Genomic DNA, 12,951 nt, shown 5'->3' with positions numbered 1-12,951 from the left:
CCTAGGCTCCGGTTTTTTTATGTGCGGATGCTCAATTTGTTTCATGATTTGCGAAACAGTATTACCAAACTGAACAATTATCTGAGTCTTTTCAATCTCACGGATAGACCAGATCATTATTCAGTTTGGTATTAGCAAAAAAAAAGCCAGTCAGCTATCTGACTGGCTTTTTAATATGCTGGATTCAGGTTTTATTTGCTGATTCTCACATCAACCCGGTTCCATTCATTGATGATTGATGTTTCTTCCAAGCCATCTTCTGAGCAGTCATCGTAAATTTTACCATTCATTCTGCTTCCCTCGTAGCAGCCGCCTTTGGCTGTCGGTTTGAATGGCCTCTCTGATTGGCGGTACACCACGAACGGGGTGACAGCCTGCCAGTTGCCGGGTGTGAGGTATTGGTCATTGACAACAGTGAAGGTCAGAAAACGGTTGGTATCTTCGCCGCCACAACTGGTGTAATCGCCCATAGCGACAGGCTCGGCTGTACCATTTGATACCGTAGTTCGATTGTATTTATCCGGACAGCCGTCAAAACGCTGCACATAGAGCATGACCTGTTTGCGGTTATGGTATGTGTCTTCTTCCCCTTCGGGGATCATCGCGATAATCAAGTTGACCCCGGCACCCAACTCGTTTAATTGCTTGTCGGTAGCCGCTCCAACTCTGGTTCCGACGAAGTTGATTTTCGTCTCTTTTAGGCTTCGGAAACGATAATCGTCAGCAGTGCTGTTCAGGCGGCTGTCAAAAATGCTGCCGGTTTGGTCGATCGTGATGTCCTTGTGCGAAACGTTTTCTCCCGGCGCCTTGATGATTACGTTCTGTACTGCCGCAGCGGGCAGCGGTTCGTAATTCTGATTGCCGTCCTCTTCGCTGATTCGGACTATTGCCTTTGATTGAGCTTTATTTTCAGTAAAACCAAGCAGTGTCAGCTTACCGCTGTTGGGATCGACAATGAGCAGATCATTGTCTTGAGCGGACACTGAAAATACCCGCTGACCGATTGCAGGCGTGCCGAGCTCCAGCTGATAAGTTTTCAACGGAGAATATTCAATCTCGATAGGCTTAGTCTCAATGCCCGGATGTGGCGCTTTAGCGATTGTACCTTTGATAGTCAGCTCTGCCTGCCGGTAGTTGCGCGATACGGCGGTTACTTTCAGGCTGTATTCACCGGCAGACTGGATTTCAAGCTCACCAGTTGTGGTATTGATCAGCTTGACTGGCTCGCCCGTACTGGTCGTGAGCTCGAAAGTTGTTGTCATGTCATCGGTCAGATCGGTGAAGGCCGGAGTGAGGCGCTTGCCTGGTTCGAAGACTTCATCCTTAGGGTAGGAAACATTGAGCGTGTTGAGTGCAGGCTTGACTGTTACGTTGAAGTAGGCGGTTGCCGCTTGATATTGCTCGTTGCCGCTGTCGGTCACCTTGATACGGGTGGTACCGGCATTGAGAGTCTGCATAGGCCCACTGTCGGCGCTGAGCCTGACAACATCTGTGTTGGCATTTTCAGCAATTTCATATGTCAGCTCTCCGTGGCTGCCAGTGATGGTAGGCAGCTTGATTGAGCCGCTACCAAATGTTCCCCAGACATCCCCTGATGTTTTCAGCGTCGTGCCGGCCTGGTTAATGATCACTGGTAGGGTCTTGACTTCGGAAGCCAAGTAGTTGTCGCTCTGCTGGCTATAGAGAGTGAAGTCGGTCGAGCCAGGTTTTAGCGGTTTGATACAGCGTTTTTCCTGGTTGAACTCGGCTACATCCGGATTACTGTTGGATGATACGGTAATTTCTCCTTCTGCTCCGTCAATATAGTTATCGATAGCAAAGCAGTTGTCGCTGTAGTCGGTAGTTAGTCCGCTCACTGTCATGTCCGGATGGATGGCACGGGCAATCTCCAGTACCACAGCGGCTGCCGAAGACTGATGGTAGTGCTGGCCGCCAGAGTCTGTAACACTCAGGTTCGTTGTCCCCGCTTTGATTACGGTAACGCTTTTCTCGTCGTCTGAAATCGCAACATTTGCCGAGGTACTGGTGATCGACAGATCGCCGTACTGCCCTGTGATATGGGGAGTAATGGTGAGATCCTTGCTGTAGGTGCGCTGGATGACCGTCTTCGCTTTCAGGCCAGGATGCTCACCTTTCTCTACTATAAGGCTAAAGCGGTAATTTGAAGGATAGTAGTTCGGGTTGCTGTCGTCGATGGCATTGATAGAGACAGAGCCGACACCGATGATTTTAGGGTAGCCTGATGTCTTGTCGATGGTGACGACATCCCCTTCGTTGACTAATTCAAATCGGGGCTTGCCAATCAGGTGACTGACGTTAGGCTGGATGATTTTACCTGGCACATAAGGGAAAGTCTGGCTTTCAACCTCAATGGCCATGCGTTGACCTTTGGTGATAGTGACATCAAAGTAAGCTGTCTGCGATGCGCGATCGTAGTGATCATTGTAGGTTGCCGTTACTTCGATCACGGTTTTACCCACTTTTTTGACCGTCATCTGGCCGGTGTTTTCATCGATGCTCAGTACATCAGGGGCGGAGTTGGAATAAATGTTATAGCGGTACTCGGCGCCTTCGTCCCCGCTGACACGCCATGGCTCCAGCAGAAGGCCCGGTGAGTAGGAGGTAGACAGCGGGGCAAAGCTTAATGTTGACGCATTGATCGCCTTGATGGTCACTTTCGCTTCCGTTGTTGCGGGTGCAAATTTATCGTTACCTTCATCGGTAATGATAACAGTAGCAGTACCGACAGCGAGAGGGGTGAGTTGACCTGTTTTATGGTCAATTTCTAATAGGTGGCGGCTGTCGTCGGAAACGGTATAAGTGGCCTTGCCTTTGTTATTACGGGCGGTGATAAAAGCTTTATCGCTGGTTTCAATCGCGATTTCTTTATTTTGGGCCTCAAGAGAGTGGTTGATTCCTTTGTCGACCATGACGGTAAACGTGGCCTCAGAATTTTCATATACCGTGCTGGTGTCTGTGACTCTGACTGTTAGTGTACCAGGCTTGAATACGGTGATTTCGCCACTTGCCGGGTTAATCGATGCCATGCCTTGCGGTTCGCTGTCGATGATAGTGAACTCGGTTGTTCCTATACGGTGATCAAGCTTGGGGTTGACTCTCTGCCAGTCATGGTCTTTCTCATAGTAGGTTGTGCTGATATCTTCGGCTTCAAGGGCGTGGCGCTGAAGTTTGCCGGGTTTAGCTGTTGGAGTATGAGAGCTTTCTGAGCTCCCACTACCACCGCCGCCGCAACCAGATAGGATGAGTGATGTGCCGACAAGGATAGCCAGAATATTTTTTTTATAGTTCATGCGTAGACTCTTTATAGCAGCAACAAGAGACTCATCCTTGAAAAAACACTTGTTGTACGGTGTATTATTAAGCGATTGCGATTTTAGAGTATTAAATCTACGAATACAATGGTGTTTTTTCCTCCGTTTGGTGGTTTTTTTATATTACAAACCAGGCTTTGGCTGCTTAAGGCCTGTTGCCCGGATCAGGCTATCTGTCATTAGGCTTACTTGATGAGCTTATATGGGAAGGTATGTTTCGTATGAATGTTGAAAGTGGAATTTATGTCACCACTCGAAATGAAAATGTTCAAATTCGAGCGTTTGCGATCACGATTAGAGCAAAAGATCTAAATAGAGTGTTCAATAACCATTATTATGCTTCTCGACGTATAACTCAGGTGTGCTTTGTTCCCCCCCCATTGAAAAGCACACATTGTTAAGGATGATAATAATGAAAAAAATATGGCTTGCCGCTGCAATTGGCAGCACCTTGCTTGCATCTCCAACCTTCGCTGAACCTGCCCCTGACTCCGATAAAATTGTGGTCGCGCATCGCGGCGCCTCTGGCTATTTGCCAGAACATACGCTGCCGGCCAAGGCGATGGCTTATGCCATGAAGCCGGATTACATTGAGCAGGATGTGGTGATGACCAAAGACGACAAGTTAGTGGTACTTCATGATCACTACCTTGATCGCGTAACCAATGTGGCACAGGTGTTCCCGGATCGTGCTCGCAAGGATGGTCGTTATTACGCCATTGATTTTACTTTGGCTGAAATCAAGCAACTTAGCGTAACGGAAGGCTTTAACATTAAGGATGGCAAGCAAGTTCAGGGTTTCCCTGAGCGCTATCCAATGTGGCAGTCTGATTTTAAAGTGCCGACTTTCGAAGAGGAAATTGAAATGATCCAGGGCTTGAACAAGTCACTGGGTTATGACATCGGTATTTATCCTGAAATTAAAGCGCCTTGGTTCCACCGCCATGAAGGCAAGGACATTAGTAAAGCCGTGCTGAAAGTACTCAAGGAGTACGGTTATACCGAAAAAGCAAGCAACGTCTATCTTCAGACTTTCGATTTCAATGAGCTAAAGCGTATTCATGACGAACTAATGCCCGCGATGGGGATGGATGTGAAGTTGGTTCAGCTATTGGCATACACCGACTGGAACGAAACCATGGTTTACGACAGTAAGGGACAGGCTCAGCCATATAGCTATGATTGGATGTTTGCCAAAGGTGGGATGGAAAAAGTCGCGCAATACGCCGATGGTGTTGGCCCGTGGAAACCAATGGTGGTGTCTGATAAGTCAACCAAAGGGAATATCAAGCTAACAGGCTTGGTGAAAGCGGCTCACCAGCAAGGCATGCAAGTACACCCTTACACTTTCCGCGCAGATACTGGCCGCATTCCAGCTTACGCCAATGATTTTAGCGACATGCTAGATATTTTCTATAACACAGCCAATGTCGATGGAGTCTTTACTGACTTCCCTGATCGAGCGGTAAGTTTCCTGTCATCAGAAAAAACACAATAAAAATATGACTGGCAATAGCGCCAGTTGGCTAGGTAAAGCGGCACAATTATTTGTGCCGCTTTTTTTCTGCGATAAATTTGTAGTTAGCTTCTGATTCTGTTCTGAATCAAACCTTTTCTGGCAATTCCGCACCGCAATGCCTACAAAAATTGGCATCGGTCTCATGACCGCCTGTGGCGCAGTTGATGCAGCGCAACAGCTCACGCTGTATCTTCATTTCCTGACTTATTTCAGCGGTAATAATCCCTGTGGGCACCGCAAGAATAGAGTAGCCCAACAGCATCGTAAATGCCGCCAGCGCCTTGCCAAGATCTGTTTGAGGTATGATGTCGCCATATCCGACCGTAGTGATAGTAACAATTGCCCAGTAGATACTTTTCGGAATACTGGTAAAGCCGTTTCCTGGTCCTTCGATGACAAACAGCAGAGAGCCCAATACAGTGACGAGGATTGCTACCGTACTGAAGAAAACAAGAATCTTGCGTTGTGCCATTAGCAGCGAGCGGAGCAGGATATTGGAATCTTTAAGGAAGCGTGTGAGTTTCAGCACCCGGAAAATACGCATGACCCGGATCAGGCGGACAATTAGCAGGTAATTTGAGCCGGGGAATAAAAAGGCAATAAAGCTAGGCAATATGGCGATAAGGTCGATAACACCATAAAAGCTGCGTGCATAGGCCCAAGGCTTGGGCGAGCAATAGAGTCGCAGTATGTACTCGATGGTGAACAGGATAGTAAATACCCACTCCATGACAAACAGCAGGTTGGAGTATTGGGTTTCAACATCTCTTACCGATGACAGAATCAGTACCAGCTCTGAGCATAAGATGGTGATAATCAAGACGATATCAAAATACTGTCCTGCTTTGGTCTGAGTGCCAAATATCACCTGATACAGTTTTTGCCGTGTATTGAGCGTAACCATAAATTCCTGAATTACAAGGTTGACGAATAACCTGAAGGATAATGAACAATAGGAGGGGATGCCAGTGGAAGCTAGTCAGTACCTCTTCATATTGACGTGAAGAGGTACTTTTATGGTTATGTCGAACTATTTCAGTGGATTATTGGAGGATTAGGCCAGGCCGGGAAACAATGCGCGAAGGCCATTGGCAATAAACTCGATGCCTAAGGCTGCCAGGATCAGGCCCATAATACGGGTAATGACGTTGATGCCGGTCTGGCCAAGAAAGCGCACGATGATTGGCGCTGCTCGGAATAACATCCAACAGCAAAAGGCAAATGCAAGGATCGTAGCTGCAATTCCCAGAGTGCTGGCCATTCCCGGATAGCGGGAGCCGTAGACAATGGTCGAGCTGATCGCACCTGGGCCAGCCATTAGTGGCATTGCTAGCGGAACAACACCAATTTGTTCGCGGCTGATCGATTCGGATTTTTCCTGCTTGTTCTGTTTATCTTCACCCAGCTTACCGCTCATCATCGAGAAGGCGATCGTCAGCAGCAGCAAACCACCTGCGACGCGGAATGAATCAAGCGAAATACTGAATATATCCAGCAGGAATTGTCCGGCCAATAGCGAGACGGTCAAAATAACGGCGACAGCAATATTCGCAGTATAGGCTGTCTTGTTCCTTTCCTCGGCATTCATATGGCCGGTGAGGGAAACAAAGATTGGCATGATACCGACAGGGTTGACGGCAGCGATCAGGCCGACAAAAAATTGTAAGAAAATGGCAAGTTCAAGTGTTTGCATTGCGGGGTCATCTAACAAACGTGAAAAACAAGAAGCTAACTTCCTCCTCATAAACAGGTAGCCACAGGTACTAGGTATAACGAAAATGTTTCTGGTGAGTTGTCAGTTATAGACGCCTGGTGAAACTTTCGTTATATGTACAGTGAAGCATTTATTAATGTAACTGCCTGTTATTCGGCGCTACTTTAAGCTAAAGAAAAGCGTTTAACCAATGATAAATTGTTATATCTACTGTTATTAATAATTATCGGTGAATTGTATGTTATTGCACTGTAAAGCCACAGGGCTTTGTATTACGCTTATTGGGTAATTGCTGTGCCACAAACTATGCAACAGAACTGATTTTTCTTGTGATAACAGTCACAGTTCACGCCAAATATGATCAAAAATGTAGGTTTGTTACGTAATATTCGTTGCCAGAAAATGCTTATGAAACTCGATCTCGCTTAAAGTGCAAGCGTGCTGCTCGCAGAATGCACGATTAAATCTTTGATTTTACATGAGAGAGATCTGATTTTGACAAAAAGTACTCCTATAGGGTTACAAGTGATCTAAATCAATTTTTTTCAGGGTGTGAAATAATATAATCAGTTTTGAAAGCAATTTACTAAGTGTGTGTGTTGTCGGGATGTAAAGAGAGGGTGTGCTTTATACCGGTAACCGAAAGGATTTAAGACGTATCCTTACTAAAAAGTTTTCAATATTAAGTTAGGAGTTAACTATGCCTGTAACAAATATGGCTGAACTAGATGCAATGATTGCTCGCGTCAAAGCTGCTCAGAAAGAGTTTGCGACTTTCTCTCAGGAGCAAGTTGACAAAATCTTCCGTGCTGCTTCTCTAGCTGCGAACAATGCGCGTATCCCTCTAGCTCAACAAGCTGTAGCTGAATCTGGTATGGGTATTGTTGAAGATAAGGTTATTAAAAACCACTTCGCTTCAGAATTTATCTACAACAAATACAAAGACGAACAAACTTGCGGTATTTTGGAAGAGAACGAAGAGTTCGGTACCATGACTATCGCAGAGCCAGTAGGTATTATTTGCGGCATCGTACCAACTACGAACCCAACATCTACTGCAATCTTCAAATCTCTTATTTCTCTTAAAACACGTAACGCGATCATCTTCTCGCCGCACCCACGTGCTAAAAACTCAACTAACGACGCTGCTAAGCTAGTTCTTGATGCTGCAATCGCTGCTGGTGCACCAAAAGACATCATCGGTTGGATTGACCAGCCTTCTGTTGAGCTTTCAAATGCCCTAATGAAGCACGATGACATCAACCTTATCCTTGCGACTGGTGGTCCGGGTATGGTTAAAGCGGCTTACTCTTCAGGTAAACCAGCTATCGGTGTTGGTGCGGGTAACGTTCCTGTTGTTATCGATGAAACAGCTGACGTTAAGCGTGCGGTAGCATCTGTACTTATGTCTAAAACATTCGATAACGGTGTAGTGTGTGCTTCTGAGCAGGCAGTTATCGTAATGGACGAAGTGTATGACGAAGTGAAAGAGCGTTTTGCCTCTCACAACGGTTATGTACTAACTAAGTCTGAAGCTGAGAAAGTACGTAAAGTACTGCTTATCAACGGTAACCTAAACGCAGATATCGTTGGTCAGCCAGCAACTAAGATTGCTGAAATGGCTGGCGTTAAAGTACCTGCTGATACCAAGATCCTTATCGGTGAAGGTGTTGAGGTTAAGTACGAAGATGAGTTTGCTCACGAGAAACTGTCTCCAACACTGGGTATGTTCCGCGCGTCTTCTTTCGAGAACGCAGTAGAGCAAGCGGTAACAATGGTAGAGATTGGCGGTATCGGTCACACATCTGGCCTGTACACAAACCAAGACGTAAACCAGGACCGTATCAAGTACTTCGGTGACAAGCTGAAAACTGCACGTATTCTTGTAAACATCCCGACTACTCACGGTGGTATCGGTGACCTTTACAACTTCAACGTAGCACCTTCTCTAACTCTTGGTTGTGGTTCATGGGGTGGTAACTCTATCTCTGAGAACGTAGGTCCTAAGCACCTTATCAACAAGAAGACAGTAGCGAAGCGAGCTGAGAATATGTTGTGGCACAAACTACCTAAATCTATCTACTTCCGTCGTGGTAGCCTTCCAATCGCAATGAGCGACCTAGAAGGTAAGAAGCGTGCATTCCTAGTTACTGACCGTTTCCTATTCAACAACGGTTACGCTGATGACGTAGTTAAACTACTTAAAGCTCAAGGTATCGAAGTTCAAACTTTCTTCGACGTAGAAGCGGATCCAACGCTATCTGTTGTTGAGAAAGGTGCTGAAGCGATGAAGAGCTTCCAGCCTGACGTAATTCTTGCTCTTGGTGGTGGTTCTCCAATGGATGCCGCGAAGATCATGTGGGTAATGTACGAGCACCCAGAAACAGCATTTGAAGAACTGGCAATGCGCTTTATGGACATCCGTAAGCGTATCTACAAGTTCCCTAAAATGGGTCAGAAAGCTGAGCTGGTATGTATCACTACTACATCTGGTACAGGTTCTGAAGTTACTCCTTTCGCGGTTGTTACCGACGACAAGACTGGTGCTAAGTACCCACTAGCTGACTACGAGCTAACACCACAAATGGCTATCGTTGATGCGAACCTGGTTATGAACATGCCTAAGTCGCTAACAGCATTCGGTGGTTACGATGCAGTAACTCACGCACTAGAAGCTTACGTTTCTGTTCTTGCTAACGAATACTCTGACGGTCAGGCTCTTCAGGCACTTAAGATGCTTAAAGAATACCTACCTTCAAGCTATGCGAATGGTGCTAACGACCCAATCGCTCGTGAGAAAGTACACAACGCTGCAACTATCGCGGGTATCGCGTTTGCGAATGCCTTCCTGGGTGTGTGTCACTCAATGGCTCACAAGATTGGTGCTGAGTTCCACCTACCACACGGTCTGGCGAACGCACTACTAATCTCTAACGTTGTACGTTACAACGCTAACGATAACCCAACTAAGCAGACTGCATTCTCTCAGTACGACCGTCCTCAGGCACGTCGTCGTTACGCTGAAGTTGCTGACCACCTAGGCCTAAGCCAAGCTGGTGACCGTACTGCTCAGAAGATTGAGCGTCTACTAACATGGCTAGACGAGCTGAAGGGCGACCTAGATATCCCACTGTCAATCCAGGCAGCAGGTGTTCCTGAGTCTGACTTCCTAGCGAAACTAGACGAGCTATCAGTAGAAGCGTTCGATGACCAGTGTACTGGTGCGAACCCTCGCTACCCACTAATCAGCGAGCTGAAAGAAGTACTGACAGCGGCTTACTACGGTAAAGCTTACGTTGAAGGTGAGACTTTCGAAGGTACAACGGTTATCAAGAAGTCTGAGAAAAACTCAGTAGCTGCTGAAAAGCCAGCTAAAGCGAAAAAAGAAAAAGCTGAAGCATAATTACTTGTTATAGCTAGCGCACTTTTAAGCCCGCCATCTTGGCGGGCTTTTTCATGTTTGGTTTCTAGAACCTAGAATCCAAGAACTCCCCCCTGCACTTACCCCACCTCCGCCTCTATCATGCGGCCATTAAAATAGTCATTGGCAACGATATACTCGGCACTTCTGACAATTTCATATTGAAGGGGCTGACTGAGTAATTTGTTCTGCGGGGAACCGCTTTCATGCTCAAAGCTTAACGGTACGACGCCTCCGACCCGAATGTTAAACTCGGCTAGCTCTTTGGCCCAACTTTGGGTCAGCCCCGAGATCATAGCCTTTGAGCCGCTGTTGATCGGCTGGTGAGTGTTAATCAGATTCGCTGCCAAGTTGACAATGACGCCTTCGCAATGATGTTCCCGCATGTAATTGGCTGCCTGTTTGCCAAAAATAAAGAAGGGGGTTGCACCTTCTGACATGGAGCGGCAGAACTGATCGACGGAAGCTGGGCTAAACAAGGTGGGCAGATCAGAGCCGAGCCAATAGTTGATGAGTACATCAATTGTTCCAAAGCACTGGTGGACCTGATTGATCAAACTGGCAATGGATGCTTCATCTTGGTTTTCAAGCAAGAAGGGGTGAGAGTCCCCGCCCGCTGCCAGGCAGGCCTGTTGTGTTTGCTGCAAGCGGTCAGCTTCGATATCAACAAGAGCCAGCTTGGCCCCTAGCGATGCGAAGTGGAGTGAAATCGCTTTGCCCATTGGGCTGCCAGCGGCAGTTATTACAATGACAGAGTGCGCGATATTCATGACTCGTTCTTCCCCCGTTTGTAGCGGATGGTGCGCTGCCTGATAGTCGTTTCTGGATTCTTTGAAAGTAAAAGTATCGTTATTTGGTCTTGTTAGGTTGTCGCGTTATTTATTGCCAAATTCATTTAATCTCAAAGGTACGCACCTAGCCGATAAATCGATCATCAAGTAAACGAAATAGATATTTTAATAGTGAAGCCTTGGGCTTGGATTAACTGTGAAAAAGCGCCCAATTTGCTTCAAATCGTCACTAAATGTTAGTGAATTGTGAGCAGTGTGCTGCTGACAAATAACAAAGCTATGATGGTTGTCACGAAATATCGAATACTGTAATCGGTGAGAAGTTAACTCTGTATATCAAATTGAATTAATTAGGCGGTTTGATACATCTCGGCAAAGCGCTTTGCATGGACTAGTGACAGGTATAAATCCTGCGGGGAGGCTTGAATGGTTGCATCTTCCTTCGGCGGTAGCATACGGCGTTCATGACCGGAAAGGTTGTGGTAAAGATCCTCGGGCATGCCTTTGGTACCTTGTGGCGGGAAGGTAAGTGCCGTTGGCTGTAGCCCATGGAGCAGGCGAACATCAGCAAGGCCACTATCATGAAAAACTTCGGCCTGTGCAGCACCATTTTCGTAGCACTGTTCGGTAGTGGTCAGGGGCTGTGGTTCTTGTAGCTCGAAATACGCTCGGAGCTCCGCTTCGGTTTTGCCTGGCTTTGGCAGGGCGTCGACCGGAATGGTTTCCAGGTGATCCGGAGACAGCATCGCGAGCATTAATGCAAAGTCAGCCCGGCGTCCGCCTTCAACCGCGTGGTTGAGGTGATCACCTAGCTGCACTTCATTAATCAGTCGCGCTTTGTCTAAGGTATGGATCTGCATTTGCATCTGGAAAAGAGGCTCTGGCTATTGGTACCTCTTTATCGGATCTAACTGCTAGAACTTTAGCAATTTTTTGCGAAGTTATATGAGGTTTTTAATAGCCAGGCGCATTCTTCGTAGTGCTTCATTCAGTGTCTTGCTGCAACAGGCAAAATTTAATCGGACAAAGCGGGCGTTACCAAAGTCTGCACCGGGAGAGAGTCCGACACCGGCTTGCTCAAAGAATTTATACGGACTCGCCACGGGAAGTGCTGATGCGTCAATCCAGGCTAAGTAGGTTGCTTCGATATGGTGGAGCTTGAGGAACGGCATGGCATTGACTTCTGACTCCAGCTTATCTCTTTGCTGGCGGAGAAAGGCCAATTGCTGGTCGAGCCAAGGCTGCCCGCTCTCATAGGCTGCCTGGGCGGCAGTATAGGCCAGCACGTTAACATCAGGTACGATTCCAGCTTTGCTCTTGATAAACCGACGGCGTAATACCGGGTTAGGAATGATCGCCATAGAAGCCCCAAGACCTGCGATGTTGAAGGTTTTGCTGGGAGCGATAAGGGTAACAGAGCGTTGTGCGGCACTGTTGTTCAGGCTGGCAAACGGAATGTGACGTGCGTTTTTATCCAGAATTAAATCACAGTGAATTTCATCGGAACAGATATATAAGTCATGCTTCTCGGCAAAGGCGAGCAAGGCGGTTAGCTCGTCATGACGATAGACCGTACCTCCCGGATTAAGGGGATTACAGAACAGCAGTAGCTTGGTTTCGGGGGAGATTTCGGCTTGTTCGAGATCTATCAGCCAGCGGTTGTCTTGCAGTGAAACGGGGGCAATCTTGAGTGTCCGGTTGGCTAGTTTGACAGACGAGGTGAAAGGCGGATAGATGGGCTTGGGGCTGAGAACGGCCTGATTTTCGTCGGTGAGGGCTCGGACGGCCAAATTGAGCCCGCAAACAAGGCCGGGTAAATAGACTATCCAGTCAGGTTCAATGTTCCAGTCATAACGCTGCTGCATCCGTTCAACCAGCAGTTCAGCCAATCTTGGCGGCGGATGGCCATAACCAAAGATACCGTGATCAACATGCTGGTGCAGGGCTTCAGTGATGACATCAGGTACTTTGAAGTCACTGTCAGCTACCCACATCGGCAGAATATCCCTGCCTTGGTATTTGTTCCATTTAATGCTGTTGCTATGGGTGCGATCGGTGTGTTGTTCAAATAGCGGGTGAGGGGAGTGCACAGTCATTTTGATTCCATTCAGGTGATGAGGCCAGACAATTATTCAGTTTGGTATCACTATTTATAGCATGCATAAAAAAGCCCT

8 protein-coding genes are annotated in these 12,951 nt (G+C 47.1%); 2 read left to right on the top strand and 6 right to left on the bottom strand.

Translation table 11 applies throughout. The annotated features are described in order from the left end of the window. Window positions 1–191 precede the first annotated feature (191 nt). Complete coding sequence (locus MD588_RS01690; RefSeq protein WP_265695029.1) at window positions 192–3,311, bottom strand: cadherin repeat domain-containing protein; 3,120 nt, start codon at window positions 3,309–3,311, stop codon at window positions 192–194. A 433-nt stretch (window positions 3,312–3,744) separates the two neighbouring features. On the opposite strand from MD588_RS01690, the gene glpQ reads away from it, so the two are divergent. Next, a complete protein-coding gene (glpQ, locus tag MD588_RS01685) occupies window positions 3,745–4,830 on the top strand; it encodes a glycerophosphodiester phosphodiesterase (protein WP_265695028.1) in 1,086 nt (361 codons plus the stop codon). 106 nt (window positions 4,831–4,936) lie between these two features. Here glpQ and MD588_RS01680 read toward each other — a convergent pair whose 3' ends face one another. Both MD588_RS01680 and MD588_RS01675 read right to left on the bottom strand, forming a co-directional pair. Continuing rightward, on the bottom strand, window positions 4,937–5,755 hold the full coding sequence (locus MD588_RS01680; protein ID WP_265695027.1) for an ion transporter: 819 nt from the start codon (window positions 5,753–5,755) through the stop codon (window positions 4,937–4,939). Between the two features lie 150 nt (window positions 5,756–5,905). Further along, the gene (locus tag MD588_RS01675; protein WP_265695026.1) at window positions 5,906–6,544 is read right to left on the bottom strand and encodes a YchE family NAAT transporter; all 639 of its coding nucleotides are present in this window, start codon (window positions 6,542–6,544) and stop codon (window positions 5,906–5,908) included. Between the two features lie 721 nt (window positions 6,545–7,265). Between MD588_RS01675 and adhE the strand changes: the two genes are divergently transcribed. Beyond that, on the top strand, window positions 7,266–9,968 hold the full coding sequence (gene adhE / locus MD588_RS01670; RefSeq protein ID WP_265695025.1) for a bifunctional acetaldehyde-CoA/alcohol dehydrogenase: 2,703 nt from the start codon (window positions 7,266–7,268) through the stop codon (window positions 9,966–9,968). A gap of 98 nt (window positions 9,969–10,066) precedes the next feature. Here the strand turns inward: adhE and MD588_RS01665 are convergent, their stop codons facing one another. The 3 genes from MD588_RS01665 to MD588_RS01655 form a co-directional block, all read right to left on the bottom strand. After that, the gene (locus MD588_RS01665) at window positions 10,067–10,756 is read right to left on the bottom strand and encodes an SDR family oxidoreductase (protein ID WP_265695024.1); all 690 of its coding nucleotides are present in this window, start codon (window positions 10,754–10,756) and stop codon (window positions 10,067–10,069) included. Window positions 10,757–11,127: 371 nt separating this feature from the next. Then, a complete protein-coding gene (locus MD588_RS01660) occupies window positions 11,128–11,637 on the bottom strand; it encodes a VC2046/SO_2500 family protein (protein ID WP_265695177.1) in 510 nt (169 codons plus the stop codon). An 81-nt stretch (window positions 11,638–11,718) separates the two neighbouring features. Next, window positions 11,719–12,873, bottom strand: coding sequence for a MalY/PatB family protein (locus MD588_RS01655; protein ID WP_265695023.1), 1,155 nt, complete (start codon window positions 12,871–12,873; stop codon window positions 11,719–11,721). Window positions 12,874–12,951: the final 78 nt, after the last annotated feature.

The sequence above is a fragment of the Photobacterium obscurum genome (genome assembly GCF_026191635.1).
Classification (GTDB): Bacteria; Pseudomonadota; Gammaproteobacteria; order Enterobacterales; family Vibrionaceae; genus Photobacterium; species Photobacterium obscurum.
This window is presented reverse-complemented; position numbering and strand designations above follow the sequence as displayed.